Source organism: Pseudomonas sp. SDO5271_S396, from assembly GCF_054071795.1.
In genome coordinates, this window is the sequence record NZ_JBSVWB010000073.1 from 1 (window position 1) to 19,444 (window position 19,444).

23 protein-coding genes are annotated in these 19,444 nt (G+C 60.6%); 12 read left to right on the forward strand and 11 right to left on the reverse strand.

Annotation, left to right across the window (positions count from 1 at the left end; all coding sequences use genetic code 11):
* Window positions 1-65: 65 nt before the first annotated feature.
* The 5 genes from ACW9IN_RS28355 to ACW9IN_RS28375 form a co-directional block, all read right to left on the reverse strand.
* On the reverse strand, window positions 66-437 hold the full coding sequence (locus ACW9IN_RS28355) for a glutathione S-transferase N-terminal domain-containing protein (protein WP_457368956.1): 372 nt from the start codon (window positions 435-437) through the stop codon (window positions 66-68).
* 102 nt (window positions 438-539) lie between these two features.
* Complete coding sequence (gene folE / locus ACW9IN_RS28360; RefSeq protein ID WP_003442011.1) at window positions 540-1,085, reverse strand: GTP cyclohydrolase I FolE; 546 nt, start codon at window positions 1,083-1,085, stop codon at window positions 540-542.
* Window positions 1,086-1,163: 78 nt separating this feature from the next.
* Entirely contained in the window at window positions 1,164-1,721 is a 558-nt protein-coding gene (locus ACW9IN_RS28365) for a Smr/MutS family protein (RefSeq protein ID WP_457368957.1), read from the reverse strand.
* A 75-nt stretch (window positions 1,722-1,796) separates the two neighbouring features.
* Window positions 1,797-2,117, reverse strand: coding sequence for a hypothetical protein (locus tag ACW9IN_RS28370; protein ID WP_457368958.1), 321 nt, complete (start codon window positions 2,115-2,117; stop codon window positions 1,797-1,799).
* A 147-nt stretch (window positions 2,118-2,264) separates the two neighbouring features.
* The gene (locus ACW9IN_RS28375; RefSeq protein WP_457368959.1) at window positions 2,265-2,855 is read right to left on the reverse strand and encodes a cysteine hydrolase family protein; all 591 of its coding nucleotides are present in this window, start codon (window positions 2,853-2,855) and stop codon (window positions 2,265-2,267) included.
* 238 nt (window positions 2,856-3,093) lie between these two features.
* Between ACW9IN_RS28375 and prmB the strand changes: the two genes are divergently transcribed.
* Window positions 3,094-4,002, forward strand: coding sequence for a 50S ribosomal protein L3 N(5)-glutamine methyltransferase (gene prmB / locus ACW9IN_RS28380; RefSeq protein WP_457368960.1), 909 nt, complete (start codon window positions 3,094-3,096; stop codon window positions 4,000-4,002).
* 304 nt (window positions 4,003-4,306) lie between these two features.
* Here the strand turns inward: prmB and ACW9IN_RS28385 are convergent, their stop codons facing one another.
* Both ACW9IN_RS28385 and ACW9IN_RS28390 read right to left on the reverse strand, forming a co-directional pair.
* Complete coding sequence (locus ACW9IN_RS28385; RefSeq protein WP_457368961.1) at window positions 4,307-5,113, reverse strand: hypothetical protein; 807 nt, start codon at window positions 5,111-5,113, stop codon at window positions 4,307-4,309.
* Window positions 5,114-5,212: 99 nt separating this feature from the next.
* Window positions 5,213-6,175, reverse strand: a complete 963-nt coding sequence (locus ACW9IN_RS28390) for an alpha/beta hydrolase (protein WP_457368962.1) — start codon at window positions 6,173-6,175, stop codon at window positions 5,213-5,215.
* A 143-nt stretch (window positions 6,176-6,318) separates the two neighbouring features.
* Between ACW9IN_RS28390 and aroC the strand changes: the two genes are divergently transcribed.
* The 4 genes from aroC to ACW9IN_RS28410 all read left to right on the forward strand — a co-directional run bounded on the left by aroC (window position 6,319) and on the right by ACW9IN_RS28410 (window position 9,643).
* A complete protein-coding gene (gene aroC / locus ACW9IN_RS28395) occupies window positions 6,319-7,410 on the forward strand; it encodes a chorismate synthase (RefSeq protein ID WP_457368963.1) in 1,092 nt (363 codons plus the stop codon).
* 61 nt (window positions 7,411-7,471) lie between these two features.
* Entirely contained in the window at window positions 7,472-8,635 is a 1,164-nt protein-coding gene (locus ACW9IN_RS28400; RefSeq protein WP_457368964.1) for an MFS transporter, read from the forward strand.
* Window positions 8,632-9,162 (forward strand): acireductone dioxygenase, encoded by a 531-nt coding sequence (locus ACW9IN_RS28405; RefSeq protein ID WP_457368965.1) that lies wholly within the window; start codon window positions 8,632-8,634, stop codon window positions 9,160-9,162. Before ACW9IN_RS28400 ends, ACW9IN_RS28405 begins: the two co-directional genes overlap by 4 nt.
* A 211-nt stretch (window positions 9,163-9,373) precedes the next feature.
* On the forward strand, window positions 9,374-9,643 hold the full coding sequence (locus ACW9IN_RS28410) for a response regulator transcription factor (RefSeq protein WP_457368966.1): 270 nt from the start codon (window positions 9,374-9,376) through the stop codon (window positions 9,641-9,643).
* A gap of 60 nt (window positions 9,644-9,703) precedes the next feature.
* Here the strand turns inward: ACW9IN_RS28410 and ACW9IN_RS28415 are convergent, their stop codons facing one another.
* On the reverse strand, window positions 9,704-9,982 hold the full coding sequence (locus ACW9IN_RS28415; RefSeq protein ID WP_016970113.1) for a DUF3509 domain-containing protein: 279 nt from the start codon (window positions 9,980-9,982) through the stop codon (window positions 9,704-9,706).
* Window positions 9,983-10,378: 396 nt separating this feature from the next.
* On the opposite strand from ACW9IN_RS28415, the gene ACW9IN_RS28420 reads away from it, so the two are divergent.
* The 5 genes from ACW9IN_RS28420 (at window position 10,379) to ACW9IN_RS28440 (ending at window position 16,171) form a co-directional block, all read left to right on the forward strand.
* Entirely contained in the window at window positions 10,379-12,205 is a 1,827-nt protein-coding gene (locus ACW9IN_RS28420) for a long-chain-acyl-CoA synthetase (protein ID WP_457368967.1), read from the forward strand.
* A 95-nt stretch (window positions 12,206-12,300) separates the two neighbouring features.
* Window positions 12,301-12,816: an ankyrin repeat domain-containing protein gene (locus tag ACW9IN_RS28425; RefSeq protein WP_457368968.1), complete on the forward strand. Its 516-nt coding sequence runs from the start codon at window positions 12,301-12,303 to the stop codon at window positions 12,814-12,816.
* Between the two features lie 40 nt (window positions 12,817-12,856).
* Window positions 12,857-13,387: a hypothetical protein gene (locus ACW9IN_RS28430; protein ID WP_457368969.1), complete on the forward strand. Its 531-nt coding sequence runs from the start codon at window positions 12,857-12,859 to the stop codon at window positions 13,385-13,387.
* Between the two features lie 67 nt (window positions 13,388-13,454).
* On the forward strand, window positions 13,455-13,646 hold the full coding sequence (locus ACW9IN_RS28435; RefSeq protein WP_003172956.1) for a PLDc N-terminal domain-containing protein: 192 nt from the start codon (window positions 13,455-13,457) through the stop codon (window positions 13,644-13,646).
* Between the two features lie 434 nt (window positions 13,647-14,080).
* A complete protein-coding gene (locus tag ACW9IN_RS28440) occupies window positions 14,081-16,171 on the forward strand; it encodes an LTA synthase family protein (RefSeq protein WP_457368970.1) in 2,091 nt (696 codons plus the stop codon).
* Between the two features lie 75 nt (window positions 16,172-16,246).
* On the opposite strand, the gene ACW9IN_RS28445 is transcribed toward ACW9IN_RS28440, so the two are convergent.
* A complete protein-coding gene (locus ACW9IN_RS28445) occupies window positions 16,247-16,399 on the reverse strand; it encodes a DUF3309 family protein (protein WP_015885095.1) in 153 nt (50 codons plus the stop codon).
* A gap of 328 nt (window positions 16,400-16,727) precedes the next feature.
* On the opposite strand from ACW9IN_RS28445, the gene ACW9IN_RS28450 reads away from it, so the two are divergent.
* Together ACW9IN_RS28450 and csrA are read left to right on the forward strand one after the other, a co-directional pair.
* On the forward strand, window positions 16,728-17,549 hold the full coding sequence (locus ACW9IN_RS28450) for an SDR family oxidoreductase (protein ID WP_457368971.1): 822 nt from the start codon (window positions 16,728-16,730) through the stop codon (window positions 17,547-17,549).
* A 127-nt stretch (window positions 17,550-17,676) separates the two neighbouring features.
* A complete protein-coding gene (csrA, locus tag ACW9IN_RS28455) occupies window positions 17,677-17,874 on the forward strand; it encodes a carbon storage regulator CsrA (RefSeq protein ID WP_457368972.1) in 198 nt (65 codons plus the stop codon).
* Between the two features lie 8 nt (window positions 17,875-17,882).
* Here the strand turns inward: csrA and ACW9IN_RS28460 are convergent, their stop codons facing one another.
* Window positions 17,883-18,110, reverse strand: a complete 228-nt coding sequence (locus ACW9IN_RS28460; RefSeq protein WP_003172962.1) for a YheU family protein — start codon at window positions 18,108-18,110, stop codon at window positions 17,883-17,885.
* A 59-nt stretch (window positions 18,111-18,169) separates the two neighbouring features.
* Complete coding sequence (locus ACW9IN_RS28465) at window positions 18,170-19,354, reverse strand: osmoprotectant NAGGN system M42 family peptidase (RefSeq protein ID WP_457368973.1); 1,185 nt, start codon at window positions 19,352-19,354, stop codon at window positions 18,170-18,172.
* Window positions 19,355-19,444: the final 90 nt, after the last annotated feature.

A 19,444-nucleotide genomic window follows, 5' to 3' on the forward strand; every position in this document is an offset into this window, starting at 1 on the left:
CATTGCTGCTACTGATACACCGCTATCGCAGGCAAGCCAGCTCCCACAGGGTTCTACGGTGTCTGTCAGACCGCAGCGAAGCGCTTATCCAGGTAATCGATGATCACCTTGGAGTCATACATCCAGGTGGTCTGGCCATTTTCTTCGATACGCAGGCACGGCACCTTGATCTTGCCGCCTTGCTCCAGCAGGGTCTGGCGGTCATGCTCATTGTGCTTCGCGTCTTTCAATGCCACCGGCACGTTCAGGCGGTGCAGGGTTCGGCGGGTCTTCACGCAGAACGGGCAGGCATGGAATTGATACAGGGTCAGGTCCTTGGCGGCTTCGTTCACCTGCGCCTGTTGCTCGGCGCTGCGCTGCTTTTTGCGCGGACGGGTCAGGAAATCGCCCGCGATGATGACGTGGCCGAGGCCGACTCGAAGTGCTTTGACGAACATGGTTCAAACCTCTTGCCCGGAACAGAAGGGGCCGCAGCTTACCTGATTTTGACCGGCGAAAAAAAACCGGCGATGAACGCCGGTTTTCTTCACGACAACCCGTTACTTGATCAGGCTGAGGAATTCGCTGCGGGTGGCCGCGTTTTCGCGGAACTCGCCGAGCATCACCGAGGTGATCATCGATGAGTTTTGCTTCTCTACACCGCGCATCATCATGCACATGTGCTTGGCTTCGATCACCACCGCAACACCCAGGGCGCCGGTCACCTGCATCACCGCATCGGCGATCTGGCGGCTGAGGTTTTCCTGGATCTGCAGGCGGCGTGCGTACATGTCGACAATCCGCGCGACCTTGGACAGGCCCAGCACCTTGCCACTCGGGATGTAGGCGACGTGGGCCTTGCCGATGAACGGCAACAGGTGGTGTTCGCACAGCGAGTACAGCTCGATGTCCTTCACCAGCACCATTTCACTGTTATCGGAGCTGAACAGGGCACCGTTGGTGACCTCTTCGAGCGTCTGTTCATAACCGCGGCAAAGGTACTGCATCGCCTTGGCGGCACGTTTTGGCGTGTCGAGCAGGCCCTCGCGGGAAACGTCCTCGCCGAGCTGGCCGAGGATCGCGGTGTAATTCTGTTCCAGGGACATGAAACTACCTGTTGGATTTTCGCAAAGCGCAAGGTTACGGTGGCCGACACATCGCTGCAAGCCTGGCGAGGGCACTTGTTACTCGTCGCGCCCTTCCATCATGGTGCGCTTGAGCATCACATACACGGCACCTGCGCCGCCATGGCGCGCCTGGCAGGAGGTAAAACCGAGTACCTGGGGGTGCTGGCGCAACCAGGTGTTGACGTGACTCTTGATCATGGGGCGCTTGCCATCCAGGCGCACGGCTTTGCCGTGGGTGACGCGTACGCAGCGGATTTCGAATTTAGTGGCTTCGGCGAGGAAGGCCCAGAGGGTTTCACGGGCTTTTTCCACGGTCATGCCATGCAGATCGAGGCTGCCTTCGAAGGGAATCTGGCCGGCCTTGAGCTTGCGCACCTGGCTGTCCTGCACGCCGTCGCGGGCCCACATCAGCTCGTCTTCGGGGCCGACATCAATCACGAATTGGTCCGACAGACCGTCCACGGTGGTGGTCTCGGTACGCACGGTGGCGGCCTGGCGCAGCTTGGCGATCTGCGCCCGGTCGGCCTTGGGTTTGCCGGTATCGGCGCGATCGTGCTTGATCGGCTTGACACCGCGCAGCTCGTTTTTGAACAGGGAAAAATCGTCGTCTTGCATGTTGGCCTCCGCGAAGGGCAGGCAGTTTACCTAAATCGCGGCGGCCGGGGCGCAGGAAACGCTATCCAGGTGCCATCAGTCGTGCTTTTTCATCAGGTGTGAAGCGATGTTCAATGACAGAGGCTGGCGCATTTTCCGACGGCTACGCCGCCACCACCACACGCCCAGCCACAGTACCAGCAGGCCGATCACCAGCAGAATGATCGAACCGCCGGGGCTGGTGTTCAATTCGCCCAATGCCGGTGAACGACCGGCCAAACCAGCGCCGCCCGCGACGGCCAGTGCCACACCTACTATCGCCAGCAACGCGGCAAAGCCGGCCGCCAGGCGCAGACGCCAGTTGCTCGGCCCCTTGGGGCGCAAGCGACGAGCGTCAAAACCATCGGATATCTTCATTCCGACCTTTCCTCCAGGGTATCGGCCCTTCGACCGGAAGATACACAGGTTGTTCCGACAGCAGAGGCAAATGCGGCAAATGACGGGGCTTTGCGGATGAGCGGGGCTATACACACGCCGCGCCGCTCATCGAAGGTGGCGTTTATATCAGACGAGGTCTTTGGTCAGCGCGAGGGTGGCGAAGTTGTCGGCCATGATGGCCATTTCAGTCTGTTGCACGTGGTCGGCACTCAGGATACCGCCTTTGTAAGGCAGATCACGGGTGGCGCAGGCGTCTTCCACCAAGGTGCAGCGAAAACCGAGGTTCTTGGCCGCGCGCACGGTGGTGCTGACGCTGGAATGGCTCATGAAGCCGCAGACGATCAGATCCAGGGAGCCAAGGTCCTGCAGGTGTTTTTCCAGGCCGGTGCCATGGAAGGCGCTGGGCAACAATTTGCCGATGATGGTTTCGTCACCCTGGGGTTCCAGGCCGGTAATGAACTGACCGCGCTCGCCCTGCGGGTCAAACAGGCCGCCCACGGTACCCAGGTGGCGTACATGCACGATCGGGCGCCCGGCATTGCGCGCCGCACCAACCAGCTGCTTGATGTTGGCGACGGCGGCGTCCATGCCCGACAGGGCAAGCGGACCGCTGAGGTATTCTTTCTGGGCGTCGATGATCACGAGGGTCGCATGGTTCAGGTTGGCTGCTGCGTAACCGCGACCGCTGAGTTGAAACATCGTCTTTGGAACGGACATTCTGGGGCTCCTGTGAGGGGGGCTTTTGTGACATTGTCCACTGGCTGAGCAATTCTGTGAATCGCTACCATCGTAAGGTACGCCGTTGTTGACGTGCAGCGATGTCAAGTGCACGGCTTGTTGAGTCCGATGCTGGCAAAATGGATTAAATCCGACGTACGGCCAAGGTTTTTCGTACATCGTCGATGCCGGCGAAGGCTGTTAGAATCGCCCGTCGTTTTTTCCTGGAGCTTGCCCCGTGATCACTTCCCGCCTGCGCACCTTGCGCGACCACATCCGTTGGGCTGTCAGCCGTTTCCACGGGGAAGACCTGTTTTTCGGACACGGTACCGACAATGCCTGGGATGAAGCCCGGCAATTGGTACTGGGGGCCTTGCACCTGCCGTGGGAAATTGCCGATAGCTACCTGGATTGCAACCTGGAAGAAGAGGAAGTCTCCCATGTGCAGCGTCTGCTCCATCGCCGCATTCATGAGCGCGTGCCCACCGCCTACCTGCTGGGCGAGGCGTGGTTCTGCGGCATGTCGTTCATTGTCGATAAACGCGTGCTGATCCCGCGTTCACCCATTGGCGAACTGATCGAAAACCGCTTCGAACCCTGGCTGGCCAAGCCACCGGCGCGCATTCTCGATCTGTGCACCGGCTCGGGCTGCATCGGCATTGCCTGCGCCTACGAGTTCCCCGACGCTGAAGTGGTGCTGGGCGATTTGTCCTTCGAAGCCCTGGAAGTGGCCAACCAGAACATCGAGCGCCATGGCGCCGATGAACGTGTGTACACCGTGCAGGGCGACGGCTTCGAGGGCCTGCCGGGCCAGCGTTTTGACTTGATCGTGTCCAACCCGCCGTATGTGGATGCCGAGGATTTCGCCGACATGCCGGACGAGTACCAGCACGAGCCGGAACTGGGCCTGGCCTGCGGCGATGACGGGCTGAATCTGGTGCGACGCATGTTGGCCGAAGCAGCTGACCACCTGACCGAAAAAGGTCTGTTGATTGTCGAGGTGGGTAACAGCCAGGTGCACGTCGAGGCGTTGTACCCGGAGGTCGACTTCGCCTGGCTGGACTTCCAGCGCGGTGGGCATGGGGTGTTCATGCTGACGGCCGAGCAGTGCCGTCAGCATCAGGCCGAGTTCGCCGCACGGGTTTGAATCGATCCCATTGAAGACATGGGCAATAAATGTGGGAGCGGGCTTGATCGCGAAGGCGATGGGTCAGGCGACCTCTCGGTAGGCAGTGCCGCCGCAATCGCAGGCAAGCCAGCTCCCACATTGGATCTCTATCGTTGGTAAGAAAGCGCCCGGCGCAATGCCCCTGCTGACAGAGCTTTTTTTGCCACTGCAATTTCCTTGTGGGAGCTGGCTTGCCTGCGATTGCGGTATATCAGTAGCAGATGTACACACTGATCCATTGCAATCGCAGGCCAGCTCCCACTGTTGAGTGCACTTCAGCCCACTAACGATGCGTGGCGATCCAGATCAACAACCCCGCCTGAAATACCGTAAACGCCACCAGGCAGGTGATGGTAAAGCGCAAGCCGCTGTCTTCGCGCTTGAACTTGATGACCCGTTCTTCTTCCTTGCGCAGCTTGGTTTCCTGCTCCGCCAGGTTCTGCTCGGCCTGTTGCAGCATCTGCGCGGCTTCGAGAATTTCCACGAACTGCACCTTCTCGGTGTTCCAACTGTCGAGCACTTCACCGACTCGGGCCGGTTGCACGTTACCTTTAAGGTGCTGCACATCGGCGTAGGCCACATCGAACCCCTGGACGCGCAAAAAGTGGTCGCGACGCAGGCGAGTGGCTTCGTTCAAGGCGTCCTTGTTGGCCAGGTCGACCCCGTCGATGCGGTAGCTGGCCCCCTTCTTTCTCGCCCAGGCGACCCCCTGGGCCACCAGGAAACGCCCCAGGCCGCGGTTGGGCGGTTCGATTTCCAGGCTGTTGCCCGGACCGAAGTGCACGCGGTGTTTATCGTGGTCGAGCCAGACGTCCAGGTGATTCTGTTCGCGGCGCACCCGCTGGCCCGGCAACTGGATCACCATGCGCAGCAGGCTGCGATGTTTATCGTGGCGCTCGGCATAGCCGAATTGCACGAACCGCAGCGGTCGCGCGCCGGTGGACCGGTCGGTGGCGAGTGGCGCCAGGCGCAGCATCTTGAAATGCTCGGCGTGGACGTCCCCCCACGGCAAGGCCGCCGTGTCGACGGCCTCGGTATTTTCTGCCGGGGTTTCGGCGGTCGGTTCCGGTGTTGCTTCAGTGGTTGTCATGCGGCGCGATCCTGTCCAAGCCTTGCGAGTCGACTGTCTTTTTACTGTCGACTCTGGGCTTATCGGCCGTTTTTGCCAGGACTGGAGGCCAATATGCGTTTAACGGGGCTCAAGCCCGTCGATAAAGCGCACAACGCGCGTGCCCAACTCGGCGGCGAGGGGCAATTGCGGGTCGTTATAGGAGGCCAGTTGCTGTTTCACCTCGTTGGGCACGATACGCAGCACGTGGTTCATGCCTTCGATCACGGCCAATTGCGCATCGGGCTTGGCTTTTTTCAACTGTCGGGCATCGCCCACGCCTACCTGGATATCGTTGGAGCCCTGGATGATCAGGGCCGGCATACGCAGCCGGGCGAAAGCAGCCGAAGGGTCTGCACGAAACAGGCTGATCAGATAGGGCTGTACGCTGGGTCGGAAAATGCTTTGCAGCGGGTCGGGCACATCAGTGTCCAATTGGCCGGCCTTGAGGTGGTCGAGGATCTGATTGCTGCGCAGCAGCAGGGCAGGGGGCAGGTGAGCGGCCAGTTGCTGGCGGATCACCTGGTCCACCGGGCGTGCGCTGCCTGAAAGGGAGATAACCCCCGCAGGCTCCAGTTGTGGCGCGGCGAGGGTGGCCACCAGCGCACCTTCACTGTGGCCCAGCAGGATCAGCGGCCCCAGGCGTCTGTCGGCCTTGAGCTGCTTGCCCCAGGCCACGGCGTCGGAAACGTAGGCATCGAGGCTCAGGTTGCGTTCGTCGGGCGTGGCCGCGAGGCTCGCGGCCACGCCGCGCTTGTCGTAACGCACGCTGGCGATGTTGTGCCGGGCCAGTACCCAGGCCAAGCGCTTGAGGCTGTCGTTGCGCGCACCGTCGGCGCTGTTGCCGTTGCGGTCGGTGGGGCCGGAGCCGGCGACGATCAGCACCACTGGCACCGGTTTGTCGGACTGGGGTAGCAACAGCGAACCGAACAGCTCACCGCTGCCGGTATCCAGACTGATGGGGCGTTGCAGCACGACGGGGGCGGCGGCGTGGGCCAGGGAGGTCAACAGGGTCAGGGTGAACAGCAAAGCTCGCAACATCATCGCGCCATCATTGAGGAGGTGCCCGTTGGACCAATGTCCATGGGTAAGGTTTCGAGGATGAACTCGTCGGTGGGCCTGCGTATACTGGCGCCCTTAAGTTATTACGGTTGACTTGATTCAACTGATTTCACGGAGCGCCCTGCATGTCCGGCAATACCTTCGGCAAGCTGTTCACTGTCACCACCGCGGGCGAAAGCCATGGCCCGGCGTTGGTCGCCATTGTCGACGGCTGCCCGCCAGGCCTCGCGCTGTCCCTGGAAGACCTGCAGCGTGACCTCGACCGTCGCAAGCCCGGTACCAGCCGCCACACTACCCAGCGCCAGGAACCCGACGAGGTCGAAATCCTGTCTGGCGTCTTCGAAGGTCGCACCACCGGTTGCGCCATCGGCCTGCTGATCCGCAACACCGACCAGAAGTCCAAGGACTACTCGGCGATCAAGGACCTGTTCCGCCCGGCCCACGCCGACTACACCTACCACCATAAATACGGCGAGCGCGACTACCGTGGCGGTGGCCGCAGCTCGGCACGGGAAACCGCCATGCGCGTGGCCGCCGGTGCCATTGCCAAGAAATACCTGGCCACCCAGGGCATCGTGATCCGTGGCTACATGAGCCAGCTGGGCCCGATCGAAATCCCGTTCAAGACCTGGGACAGCGTGGAAAACAATGCGTTTTTCAGCCCGGACCCGGACAAGGTGCCGGAACTGGAAGCCTATATGGACCAGTTGCGCCGCGACCAGGACTCCGTCGGCGCCAAGATCACTGTCGTCGCCGAAGGCGTGAAACCCGGCCTGGGCGAACCGATCTTCGACCGCCTCGACGCCGAACTGGCCCATGCGCTGATGAGCATCAACGCGGTGAAGGGAGTGGAAATCGGCGCCGGTTTTGCCTGCGTGTCCCAGCGCGGTACCGAACACCGTGACGAGCTGACCCCGCAAGGCTTCCTCAGCAACAACGCCGGCGGCATCCTCGGTGGCATCTCCTCCGGCCAGCCGATCGTGGCGCACCTGGCGCTCAAGGCCACGTCGAGCATCACCACCCCAGGCCGTTCGATCGATGTGAATGGCAACCCGGTGGACGTGATCACCAAAGGCCGCCACGACCCGTGCGTGGGCATCCGCGCCACGCCGATTGCCGAAGCCATGATGGCCATCGTCTTGATGGACCACCTGCTGCGCCACCGTGGGCAGAACGCCGATGTTCAGGTCAATACGCCGGTACTGGGCCAACTCTGATGGCTGATTGTGGTGGTGGGCGAGCCTGCTCGCACCGGGCTGCGCAGCAGCCCCAACCCACATGAACTCCACGCTCCCCTACTGGCGCCTCTCCAGTTTCTACCTCTTCTACTTCGCCCTGCTCGGCGCGACCGCGCCGTTCCTGGCGCTGTACTTCGACCACCTCGGGTTTGCCAGCGCGCGCATCGGCGAACTGGTAGCCATCCCGATGCTGATGCGCTGTGTAGCGCCCAACCTGTGGGGCTGGCTGGGGGACTACACCGGCCGGCGTCTGGCCATCGTGCGGTTTGGCGCGGTGTGCACCCTGATCAGCTTTTCGCTGATCTTCGTCAGCAAGACCTACGCCTGGCTGGCCCTGGTGATGGCATTGCATGCATTTTTCTGGCACGCGGTGCTGCCGCAATTTGAAGTGATTACCCTGGCGCACCTGCAAAACCAGACCGCGCGCTACAGCCAGGTGCGCCTGTGGGGTTCCATTGGTTTCATCCTGGCCGTGGTGATCATGGGCCGTCTGTTCGACTGGCTCAGCCTGGACATTTACCCGGTGGTGATCGTAGTGATCATGGCCGGCATCATCGGAGCCAGCCTGTGGGTGCCGAATGCGCAGCCTGCCAGCCACGGCAATCGCCTGGCCGGTGACGGTTTTCTCAAGCGCTTGCGCAGCCCCGGGGTGCTGGCGTTTTATGCCTGTGTGGCACTGATGCAAATGAGTCATGGCCCGTATTACACCTTCTTGAGTCTGCACCTTGAGCACCTGGGCTACAGCCGTGGAGTGATCGGCCTGCTCTGGGCGCTTGGGGTCGTGGCGGAGGTACTGATGTTCCTGGCCATGAGCCGCATCCTCCTGCGGTTTTCAGTGCGCCGGGTGCTGCTGGCCAGTTTCCTGCTGGCGGCACTGCGCTGGTTGCTGCTGGGCTCGTTCGCCGAATTCTTCTGGGTGCTGCTGTTGGTGCAAGTGCTGCACGCCGCCACCTTCGGCAGTTTTCACGCCGCTGCGATTGCCTTTGTGCAACGCAGTTTCGGCGACCGCCAGCAAGGCCAGGGTCAGGCGGTGTATGCTGCCCTGGCCGGGACTGGCGGCGCGCTGGGCGCCTTGTTTTCCGGTTACAGCTGGAACCTGTTGGGGCCGACCCTGACCTTCAGCATCGCCAGCGTCGCGGCCCTCGCCGCCGCCGTTATCATGGGCTTTCGATCGCAAGAGCAGAACCAAGGAACCGTGCAATGAGTTATGTCGCCGTCTACCACGTCGCCACCCCGGACACCCCGAACAAGGTCCTGACCCACGCCGACGACATTGCGTCGACCCTGGCGGAACACGGCGTACGGTTCGCACGCTGGCAACCAGCGCCGATTGAAAAGGGCGCCAGTGCAGCCCAGATGATTGCTGCCTGCCAGCCGCAGATCGATGCGCTCGGCTTTGCGGCGGTGGAAGCGTTCAGTGTGACCAATGATCATCCGCAGAAGGCCGAGCTGCGCGCGCAGTTCCTGGATGAACGCCGCTATAGCCAGGACGAAGGGCACTTTTTCATCGCTGGCCAGGGCCTGTTCAACCTGCACGTGGGCGATTACGTGTATGCCGTGCGCTGCGAGAAGCATGACCTGCTGATTATCCCCGCAGGCCTGCCGCACTGGTTCGACATGGGCGAGAACCCGCACTGTGTGACGTTGCAATTGTTCAACTCGATGCAAGGTCGAGTACCGGACTTCACCGGCGATGCAATCGCCACAGGTTTTCCCGGCTTGGACGATTAAGTGCAATATCCGAAGTTTCAACCCCGGCATGTTGGAAGTTGCTGTGGGAAAATGCCTAGTTGCTTGTAAGTCCGGGATATTTATTCCGGACCTTATTTTTTAGTTCCACTGATATGTAACTCTCTGTGGCTATAGTGTTTATATCACCTGTCAATAGGAGGAATCCGAAGGGTGATATGGCGTCCGCCCATAATAAAAAGGAGAGCGATCAATGAGTGGCCCAGAGGATTCTTTTCACCCAACGCTTAATGTGTCGATGCCAGTCAGGCGTCGTATGAGTCTGTGCGGCAAATCCCTGACCCCCACCGAACTGGAAATCCTGCGCTGGGCCTCGGAAGGCAAGACGGTCTGGGAAATCAGCCAGATCCGCGCCACGTCCGAAGCCACGGTCAAATTTCACTTGCGCAACATCTACGGCAAGCTTGAAGTCACCAACCGCGTGCAGGCGATCAACGAGGCGGCGCGCCAGGGTTTGTGCTGACTCCATGAAAAAGGGCCGCGACGCTCAACGGCGTCGCGGCCCTTTTTCATGGTGAGTACTTTAAGCCGAATGGTAAGTCGGCAGAGCAAAGCGATTCTGGCTTTGCAGCATCGAAATCTGTGGCAGCTCGCTGGCTTGCTCAGCCAGATCGCGGCGAATGGCGCTGATCACCCAGGTCAGTTGGTCGGCGGTGTGCAGTTGTTGATACGAGATGGAACGCTTGACCTGCTTGCCTTCACTGTTGCGCAAGGTCAGCAGGATGCCGCCGTCAGGACGTGGCTGAGTGGTGACGTCGTATTGGGAAAATACAGAAGCGAATTTGTCTTGGATCAGGCTCATGTCTATCAGCTCCGTTGGCTCAAGTGGGCAAGCATGGAGTGATAGGTGCAGTGATTGTGCCAGCTATGGATATAAAAAATATTCTTTAAAATCAGTATGTTATATTTTTTGCTCGATTTCGGTTTCGTGCAATTTGCATGAATGGCCATCATGCATCCTGCATTTTGCGCTATCGGACCTGGGTCTGCGGGGCGCCCGGTTACTGATAAGGACTGTCCCGGCGCGGTCGAATTCCTTTTTTTTGCTAGGACCCAGACGGGATACAAAACTTTTCAAATCCCGCGTGTACAGCCCGGGAAGGGCTGACGTATTTTCCTGACAGGCATCGAGGACCCTGCTGACGGCGCACTCGATGTGTCTGGATCATACGAAGAATAAGAAAAAGGACGTTCCTCCATGAGCCATCAACCGAACGACAGGATCACCTGGAGCATGATGCTCCGTAAGGTTCCCGCCATCGTCCGAGCCCTGCCGCGTGTGCTGCGTGGCATGCGCGCTGCCAATATCACCGACCCTGAACAGCCCTGCGGCCTGGGCTGGCACTTCGAACAAGCCTCTTTGCGTAACCCGGACGGTACGGCGTTGCTGTACGGCGATATGCGGCTTAGTTATGTCGAAGCCAACCGCCGCGCCAACCGCATCGCCCATCACTTGCAGGCCCAGGGCATCCGCAAGGGCGATGTGGTGGCGCTGTTTATCGAGAATCGCCCCGAATTGCTCTTGAACGTGCTGGCCGTGGCCAAGCTGGGCGGCGTCTGCGCGATGCTCAATACCGCGCAAACCCAGGCCGCGCTGGTACACAGCCTGAACCTGGTGAATCCGGTCGCGATTGTTGTGGGCGCAGAACTGGTGGCGGCCTATTCGGCGGTGCGTGAACAGGTTCAAATCCAGGCCGACAAGACCTGGTTTGTCGCCGACCAACAGGCCGGTCCGGTGCCCGAAGGTTATATCGACCTGCTTGCCGCCAGTGCCCAGTGCGCGCAAGACAACCCTGCCAGTACCGGGCAGGTGTTCTTCAACGACCCGTGCTTCTATATCTACACCTCCGGCACCACCGGCTTGCCCAAGGCCGGCATCATGAAGCACGGTCGCTGGACCAAGACCGCGGTCAGCTTCGGCAGCATTGCCCTGGACATGGGGCCCGACGATGTTCTGTATTGCACCTTGCCGCTCTATCACGCCACCGGCCTCTGTGTCTGCTGGGGTTCGGCCATTGTCGGCGCGTCGGGTTTCGCGATCCGCCGCAGATTCAGCGCCAGTCAGTTCTGGGACGACGTGCGCACCTTCAACGCGACCACCCTCGGTTATGTCGGCGAGCTGTGCCGTTATCTGCTGGACCAGCCTGCCAGCGCAAGCGACCGTGACAATCGCGTGACCAAGATGGTCGGCAACGGCCTGCGGCCCGGGGTGTGGGCACAGTTCAAGCAGCGCTACGGCGTGGAGCATATCTGCGAGTTGTATGCCGCCAGTGACGGCAATATCGGGTTTACCAACGTGATCAACTTCGACAACACCATCGGTTTTTCCCTGCAGCAATGGGCGCTGGTGGACTACGCCCATGACAGCTGCGAGCCGATCCGTGGCGCCGACGGTTTCATGCGCAAGGTGCCAACGGGCGGGCAGGGGTTGCTGCTGGCGCGGATCGATGACAAATCGCCGTTCGATGGCTACACCGACCCGGAAAAGAACCGCAAGGTGATCCTCACCGACGTGTTCGAACCGGGCGACCGTTATTTCAATACCGGCGACCTGCTGCGCAGCATCGGTTTCGGTCATGCGCAGTTCGTCGACCGCCTTGGGGACACCTACCGCTGGAAAGGCGAGAACGTCTCCACCACCGAGGTCGAGAACACCCTGCTGCAACATCCGCAGATCGCCGAAGTGGTGGCCTATGGGGTCGAGATCGAAAACACCAATGGCCGCGCCGGGATGGTTGCCATTACTCCCAGCGAGTCCCTGGCGTCGCTGGACCTGCGTGAATTGCTGCAGTTCGCCCATGACCAGTTGCCGCACTACGCGGTGCCGCTGTTCCTGCGGATCAAGGTGAAGATGGAAACCACGGGGACCTTCAAGTACCAGAAAGTCAGGCTCAAGGAAGAGGCGTTCGACCCGGAAAAGGCGGGCAATGACCCGGTCTACGCCTGGCTGCCGGGATCGGACAGCTACGTTCCCGTGACCGGTCAGCTATTGGCGCAGATCCAGGGCGGTCAATTTCGCTATTGATTCTGCCTATGGGCATTTTTGACAAAAAAACCATGACAGGTGGGAACTCCCTCGCGACACTGGCGCCTATTCCAGTAGCCGACGAGGAGCCCCACATGTCAGACCAGCCGAAACAAATGACCGAAGACGAAGCCGCCGAATTTGCCGAGCAGGTCTTCGATGTAGCCCGTCGTGGCGACGCGGCCATGCTCGCGGCCTTGCTGACCAAAGGCCTGCCAGCCAACTTTCGCAACCACAACGGCGACACCTTGCTGATGCTCGCGGCCTACCACGGCCATGCCGACGCGGTGAAAGTGTTGTTGGAATTCAAGGCCGACGCGCAGCTCGCCAACGACAAGAACCAGTTGCCAATCGCCGGCGCGGCGTTCAAAGGCAACCTGGACGTGGTCAAGGCGTTGATCGAGGGCGGCGTACCGGTGGATGCCGCCTCGTCCGACGGTCGCACGGCATTGATGATGGCGGCCATGTTCAACCGCGTCGAAATGCTGGAGTACCTGCTCGGCCAGGGCGCCAATCCCAAGGCCACCGACGCCCAGGGCGCCACCGCGCTGGCTGCCGCGCAGACCATGGGCGCAGCGGATACGGCGGCGCGCCTGCAAAAACTGGTGTAGGCTACGCGCCCCCGAAAACCCGCCGTTACAGGATCAGATCATGAAAGCCGCCCTCGTCGAACTCATCAGCATCATCAGTACTGGCGTCATGGCTGAGGACGAGGTGGCGCGCATCGCCGATGAAGCGGCCCAGGCTTACGCTGATCCTGCCGGGTTTCTGGCAGCCAATCCGGATATCAACTACGACGATTCGTTCCCGATTCCGTTGGGGGAGTGGGTCGTCATCGGCAGCCTGCCGGACACCGTGCTGTTCCAGGCCGACACCTACGGCGAGCTGTTTGCACAGATCGTCGCGTCTTTTGGACCGGGGGTGGCGTTCAACCTCAAGCCCAAGCAACTGGCCAAGACTGAAGCCCTGACGGCGCTGAACCGTATCCAGATCCAGATGAGCGCACTGAGCCAGGAAGACGGTGGCTACGTGCTGCTCAACTTCAGCCAACTGCTGGACGACGAGATCCAGGTGGTGCTGGTGCATGGCAATCACCTGGCGCGGGTGCTGGCGCTGTGTGCCGAAGTCGGCATTCAGGCCGAGCCGTCCCTGGAAGCCTTGCGCGTTGCGCTGCACGTCTGAAATAAAACGGAACCCTGTCCTGCGCGGCCAATCCTAATCAGGCAAGCCCTCACTTAGGAGCGACACCATGGGTTCCACTTTTAATGGTCTGATCGGGTTGATCATCCTGGCGCTGGATATCTGGGCGATCATCAACGTGTTCAAAAGCGGCGCAAGCACCGGCGCCAAAGTGTTGTGGATCCTGCTGATCCTGCTGCTGCCGGTACTGGGCCTGATCATCTGGGCGATTGCCGGGCCGCGCGGCAACGTGCGCATCTAGGCTCTGTACGAAAAGCCTTGATCCTCGGTGATGCTGCGTTGAAAACAGCCTGACCTTCGTCTCCAGACTTTTCATACAGGCCCAGCGTTTCACTCCGCGTCAACTCAGTAAAAACAATGCCGGACGGGTTGGCCCCTCCGGCATTTTTTTTTGCCTGTATTTCTGTGGATTTGTATCGAAATATTCGCTGCACAGAATTTTCACAAGCGCTTCCGGATAATTCCCACGCTTCAATTTCTTGTCGGAAATCTCTGTAATACCAGGGGAAAATCATCATAAAGAAGCGCTAAGTCTCAGTAATCAATAGCGTTGCCGACAGTGATCGGGCACCATTTGCGCCAACTCGCGACCCTAACGTCCTACACGGTTGAGTGTAGGCAATGTGTCGCTGCAATATTTCGAAACCTTCACTTCCCAATGGGTCCTGAAACGACATGGCAAACCCGGACGCCCTGAGTCAGCAGCGAGTTTCCAATCGCCTGCTGCAACCGACCGTCAAATCCCATCTGGCGTACACACTGCTCTGTGCACTGGTCATGATGGTGATGTTCTCCCTGCTGCGCCTGGCGCTGCTGGTCTATAACCGCGAGATGATCCTCGACACGCCGGCTTCGACCTTCCTCGAAGCATTCGGCAACGGCTTGCGTCTGGACCTGCGCTTGGTGGTGTACTTGCTGATCCCGCTGCTGCTGGCACTGTTCAGCGTACGGGCCATGGCGGCCCGGGGTTTCTTCCGTTTCTGGCTGACCGTGGCGTCCAGCATCGCACTGTTCCTGGGCTTGATGGAAATGGACTTCTACCGTGAGTTCCACCAGCGCCTCAACGGCTTGGTCTTCCAGTACGTGAAGGAAGACCCGAAAACCGTGATGAGCATGCTCTGGTACGGTTTCCCGGTAGTGCGTTACCTGTTGGCCTGGGCCGTGGGTACGTTGATCCTGAGCATCGCCTTCAAGGGCGCCGACCGCGCCACGCGCCCCCGCGGCCCGTTCAGCGGTGGCAGCATCGGCACTCGCCAGGTGGCGCCGTGGTACCTGCGCAGCGCCGTGTTCGTGGTGTGCCTGCTGATCGCCGTGGTCGCTGCCCGTGGCACCCTGCGTCAGGGCCCGCCGCTGCGTTGGGGTGACGTGTACACCACCGACTCCAACTTCGCCAACCAGTTGGGCCTCAATGGCACCCTGTCGCTGATCGCGGCGGCCAAGTCGCGGTTCTCCGAAGACCGCTCGAATATCTGGAAAGCCACGCTGGAGCAGCCGCTGGCCACCCAGACTGTGCGCGACATGCTGGTATTGCCCCAAGAGAAGCTGGTGGACACCGACACCGCTGCGGTGCGCCGTGACTTCACGCCCAATGCCGAGAAGACCCTGCCGATCAAGAACGTGGTCGTGATCCTGATGGAAAGCTTCGCCGGTCACTCGGTGGGTGCGCTGGAGCGTCCGGGCAACATCACGCCGTACTTCGACAAACTGTCGAAGGAAGGTCTGCTGTTCGACCACTTCTTCTCCAACGGTACCCACACCCACCAAGGCATGTTCGCCACCATGGCGTGCTTCCCGAACCTGCCGGGCTTTGAGTACCTGATGCAGACCCCGGAGGGCAGCCACAAGCTGTCGGGCCTGCCGCAACTGCTCAGCGCGCGCAAGTTTGACGACGTGTACGTCTACAACGGCGATTTCGCCTGGGACAACCAGTCGGGTTTCTTCAGCAACCAGGGCATGACCAACTTCATCGGCCGCAATGACTTCGTCAACCCGGTGTTCTCCGACCCGACCTGGGGCGTGTCCGACCAGGACATGTTCAACCGTGGCCTGGAAGAGCTGAAGACCCGGGGGGAAAGCGGCAAGCCGTTCTATGCGTTGCTGCAGACCCTGTCCAACCACACGCCATATGCGTTGCCGACGCCGTTGCCGGTCGACAAGGTCACGGGCCGTGGCAGCCTCGACGAACACTTGACCGCCATGCGCTACTCCGACTGGGCCCTGGGCCAGTTCTTTGAAAAGGCCCGCAAGGAGCCGTACTTCAAGGAAACCCTGTTCGTGGTCGTGGGTGACCACGGTTTCGGCAACGAGCAGCAGATCACCGAGATGGACCTGGGCCGCTTCAACGTGCCGATGCTGATGATCGCACCCGGCATCCAGGAAAAATTCGGCGAGCGTGACCACACCGTGGGCACCCAGATCGACATCGTGCCGACCATCATGGGTCGCCTGGGTGGCGATACGCTGCACCAGTGCTGGGGTCGCGACCTGCTGGACCTGCCCGAGGGCGATAAAGGCTTCGGCGTGATCAAGCCTTCTGGCAGCGACCAGACCGTGGCTTTGGTCACCGGTGACCGCGTGCTGGTATTGCCGAAGGAGATGCCACCGAAGTTGTGGGAATTCGAACTGGGCGCCAACCCGACTGGCAAAGTGATCCCGGAATCGCCGGACGAAGCGGCGTTGAAGCAGAAGCTTGAATCGTTCCTGCAAACCGCCACCAAGAGCTTGCTGGATAACACCGCAGGTGTGGTAGACGGCAAACCGGACTGATTCACCCGGCAATAAAAAAGAGGCCTTCTTGAAGGCCTCTTTTTTTGCTTTTTTACTGTGGGAGCGGACTTGCGTTTATATCCGGCCGAGCAACAACAACACCAGCAGCACCACCAACACCACGCCCAGAATGCCCGACGGGCCATAGCCCCAGTTACGCGAGTGAGGGAACACCGGCAGGCCACCGACCAGCAGCAGGATCAGGATAATGATCAGAATGAGGCTCATGGTTTGTTTTCCTTGTAGGTCTTTTGCAAAGACCGATTATTTAACGACAAGCCCGCATTGAGTACGGACGCCTTAATAACTCCGACTGTTGGCCTCGCGCGAAAATTCCAAGTTTTTTTAAAGCATTTCGCACACCCGCTTATTTCTTTTAATGCATTCACAACGGCGGCGGTTTAGTTGGTAAAGATTGAACTTGTGCAGTGTCTGACGCTCGCACCCGGGCGCCGGTTTGCCCGGGGCATTCATCACTCTGATGGTGCGTGGGTGTAGGAAAAACCTTCGCTACACTGCCGATCACTTCTTTTCGTGAACCACAAGGCAATTACCTATGCAAAATCGCATGATGATCACCGGTGCCGGATCGGGCCTTGGCCGTGAAATCGCTTTGCGCTGGGCCCGTGAGGGGTGGCAGTTGGCCTTGTCGGACGTCAGCGAGCCCGGGTTGCAGGAAACCCTGAAGCGTGTACGCGAGGCCGGTGGCGACGGTTTTATCCAGCGTTGCGATGTGCGTGACTACAGCCAGCTCACCGCGTTTGCCCAGGCCTGCGAAGTGAAGCTGGGCGGTATCGATGTGATCGTCAACAATGCCGGCGTGGCCTCGGGTGGCTTCTTCGCCGAGTTGTCCCTGGAAGACTGGGACTGGCAGATCGCGATCAACCTGATGGGCGTGGTCAAGGGCTGCAAGGCATTCCTGCCGCTGCTGGAAAAGAGCAAGGGCCGCATCATCAACATCGCGTCGATGGCTGCGCTGATGCAGGGGCCGGCCATGAGCAATTACAACGTGGCCAAGGCCGGAGTAGTGGCGCTGTCGGAAAGCCTGCTGGTGGAACTCAAGCAGCAGGAAGTCGGGGTGCATGTGGTGTGCCCGTCGTTCTTCCAGACCAACCTGCTGGACTCGTTCCGTGGGCCGACGCCGGCGATGAAGGCGCAAGTGGGCAAGTTGCTGGAGAGTTCGCCGATTTCAGCGGCGGACATTGCCGATTACATTTACCAGCGGGTCGCCGAAGGTGAGTTCATGATCCTGCCCCACGAGCAGGGGCGCATGGCCTGGGCGCTGAAGCAGAAGAACCCGCAGTTGCTCTACGACGAGATGAGCACCATGGCCGACAAGATGCGCGCCAAAGCGCAGGCGCAGAATGGCAAGGGCTGATGCCGGCTGGGTCTGTCAGGCAAGTTACCGTTCTTGGTAGGTAATGCCTGAATTGTCCGCAAGCCATTGATGGCGTTACCCCGAGCGCGCATGGTCGGGGTCCTGTCACTTCAAAAGGACAACCGCCATGCTGGTCTTAAGCCGCGCCGTGGGCGAAGTCATCTCCATCGGCGATAACATCACGCTGCACATCCTTGAACTGAATGGTACCCAGGTGAAATTCGGCGTCGAGGCGCCGGTCGGGGTCCATATCCACCGTGCCGAGGTCTATCAGAAAATACTCGAGCGTCGCAGCGCTGCCGTCCAGGCAGCGTCCAATCTGTAAGCCTTGCGTCAGTCGAACAGATGCTTGGGCACATCGTGCTTGAGCATCAACTGGCACTGCTCGCTTTCCGGGTCGAACACAATCAGCGCCTGGCCCTTGGTCAGGGCCTGGCGCACGCGCAGCACGCGGGTTTCCAGCGGCGTGTCGTCGCCGTTGTCGGTGCCGTCTCGCGTGACGAAGTCTTCGATCAGACGGGTCAGGGTGTCGACTTCAAGCGCGTCGTGGGGAATCAGCATACAAGCCTCGGGTAATGGGTCCCGGCGATCCTACTGCGCCGGGACCGCAGTTGCCAGTCTCAGGTTTTGTTGCCCACCAGGCTGTCCACCGACGGTACCCGGGTATCGCTTTCCATCTGGGTTTCATGCTCCAGCTGATGACTGAAGCGGTCCAGCGAGCCCTGCGCCGGTTGCGCGTCGCTGGCGAAGACGGGCGGGCTGAGGATATACGCGCCGAGCAGACGGCTCAGGGCGGCGAGGCTGTCGATATGGGTGCGCTCGTAACCGTGGGTCGCATCGCAACCGAAGGCCAGCAGGGCGGTGCGAATGTCATGGCCGGCAGTGACCGCCGAATGGGCGTCGCTGAAGTAATAGCGGAACAGATCGCGACGCACCGGCAGTTCGTTGTCCGCGGCCAGGCGCAGCAGGTGCCGGGACAGATGGTAGTCGTAGGGCCCGCCGGAGTCCTGCATTGCCACGCTCACCGCATGTTCGCTGGAATGCTGGCCGGGGGCGACCGGGGCGATGTCGATACCGACGAACTCACTGACGTCCCAGGGCAGGGCGGCGGCGGCGCCACTGCCGGTTTCCTCGGTGATGGTGAACAGCGGATGGCAGTCGATCAGCAGGGGTTCACCACTGTCGACGATGGCCTTGAGCGCGGCGAGCAGGGCGGCGACCCCGGCCTTGTCGTCCAGGTGACGGGCGCTGATATGCCCGCTGTCGGTGAACTCGGGCAGAGGGTCGAAGGCCACATAGTCGCCCACGCCGATGCCCAGGGAGTCGCAATCGGCGCGGGTTGCGCAGTAGGCGTCCAGGCGCAGCTCCACATGGTCCCAGCTCACTGGCATTTCATCCACGGCGGTATTGAACGCATGCCCGGAGGCCATCAACGGCAGCACGCTGCCACGAATCACGCCGCTGTCGGTGAACAGGCTGACCCGACTGCCTTCGGCAAACCGGCTCGACCAGCAGCCCACCGGCGCCAGGCTCAGGCGGCCATTGTCCTTGATCGCCCGCACGGAGGCGCCGATGGTATCCAGGTGTGCGGACACTGCCCGGTCGGGGCTGGTTTTCTGGCCCTTGAGGGTTGCGCGAATGGTGCCGCGCCGGGTCATTTCAAACGGAATACCCAGCTCTTCCAAGCGTTCGGCGACGTAGCGCACGATGGTGTCGGTGAACCCGGTGGGGCTGGGAATGGCGAGCATTTCCAGCAGCACTTTTTGCAAGTAGTTCAGGTCCGGTTCGGGGATGGTTCGGCTCATAAAGACTCCTGTTGGCTTGTGGGCAGGTGGTGTCTTGACTGCCGTCTTCGCGGGCAAGCCCGCTCCCACATTGGAACGCGTTCTAACTGT

Excerpts from the sequence above, each read along its gene's own strand:
- csrA (WP_457368972.1), top strand. The coding sequence starts at position 17,677 with ATGCTGGTCTTAAGCCGCGCCGTGGGCGAAGTCATCTCCATCGGCGAT.
- aroC (WP_457368963.1), top strand. The coding sequence starts at position 6,319 with ATGTCCGGCAATACCTTCGGCAAGCTGTTCACTGTCACCACCGCGGGC.
- ACW9IN_RS28465 (WP_457368973.1), bottom strand. The coding sequence starts at position 19,354 with ATGAGCCGAACCATCCCCGAACCGGACCTGAACTACTTGCAAAAAGTG.
- ACW9IN_RS28450 (WP_457368971.1), top strand. The coding sequence starts at position 16,728 with ATGCAAAATCGCATGATGATCACCGGTGCCGGATCGGGCCTTGGCCGT.
- ACW9IN_RS28385 (WP_457368961.1), bottom strand. The coding sequence starts at position 5,113 with ATGACAACCACTGAAGCAACACCGGAACCGACCGCCGAAACCCCGGCA.
- ACW9IN_RS28355 (WP_457368956.1), bottom strand. The coding sequence starts at position 437 with ATGTTCGTCAAAGCACTTCGAGTCGGCCTCGGCCACGTCATCATCGCG.
- ACW9IN_RS28365 (WP_457368957.1), bottom strand. The coding sequence starts at position 1,721 with ATGCAAGACGACGATTTTTCCCTGTTCAAAAACGAGCTGCGCGGTGTC.
- ACW9IN_RS28440 (WP_457368970.1), top strand. The coding sequence starts at position 14,081 with ATGGCAAACCCGGACGCCCTGAGTCAGCAGCGAGTTTCCAATCGCCTG.
- ACW9IN_RS28420 (WP_457368967.1), top strand. The coding sequence starts at position 10,379 with ATGAGCCATCAACCGAACGACAGGATCACCTGGAGCATGATGCTCCGT.
- ACW9IN_RS28390 (WP_457368962.1), bottom strand. The coding sequence starts at position 6,175 with ATGATGTTGCGAGCTTTGCTGTTCACCCTGACCCTGTTGACCTCCCTG.
- ACW9IN_RS28430 (WP_457368969.1), top strand. The coding sequence starts at position 12,857 with ATGAAAGCCGCCCTCGTCGAACTCATCAGCATCATCAGTACTGGCGTC.
- ACW9IN_RS28445 (WP_015885095.1), bottom strand. The coding sequence starts at position 16,399 with ATGAGCCTCATTCTGATCATTATCCTGATCCTGCTGCTGGTCGGTGGC.
- folE (WP_003442011.1), bottom strand. The coding sequence starts at position 1,085 with ATGTCCCTGGAACAGAATTACACCGCGATCCTCGGCCAGCTCGGCGAG.
- ACW9IN_RS28375 (WP_457368959.1), bottom strand. The coding sequence starts at position 2,855 with ATGTCCGTTCCAAAGACGATGTTTCAACTCAGCGGTCGCGGTTACGCA.
- ACW9IN_RS28415 (WP_016970113.1), bottom strand. The coding sequence starts at position 9,982 with ATGAGCCTGATCCAAGACAAATTCGCTTCTGTATTTTCCCAATACGAC.
- ACW9IN_RS28460 (WP_003172962.1), bottom strand. The coding sequence starts at position 18,110 with ATGCTGATTCCCCACGACGCGCTTGAAGTCGACACCCTGACCCGTCTG.
- ACW9IN_RS28400 (WP_457368964.1), top strand. The coding sequence starts at position 7,472 with ATGAACTCCACGCTCCCCTACTGGCGCCTCTCCAGTTTCTACCTCTTC.
- ACW9IN_RS28410 (WP_457368966.1), top strand. The coding sequence starts at position 9,374 with ATGAGTGGCCCAGAGGATTCTTTTCACCCAACGCTTAATGTGTCGATG.
- ACW9IN_RS28405 (WP_457368965.1), top strand. The coding sequence starts at position 8,632 with ATGAGTTATGTCGCCGTCTACCACGTCGCCACCCCGGACACCCCGAAC.
- ACW9IN_RS28425 (WP_457368968.1), top strand. The coding sequence starts at position 12,301 with ATGTCAGACCAGCCGAAACAAATGACCGAAGACGAAGCCGCCGAATTT.
- ACW9IN_RS28435 (WP_003172956.1), top strand. The coding sequence starts at position 13,455 with ATGGGTTCCACTTTTAATGGTCTGATCGGGTTGATCATCCTGGCGCTG.
- ACW9IN_RS28370 (WP_457368958.1), bottom strand. The coding sequence starts at position 2,117 with ATGAAGATATCCGATGGTTTTGACGCTCGTCGCTTGCGCCCCAAGGGG.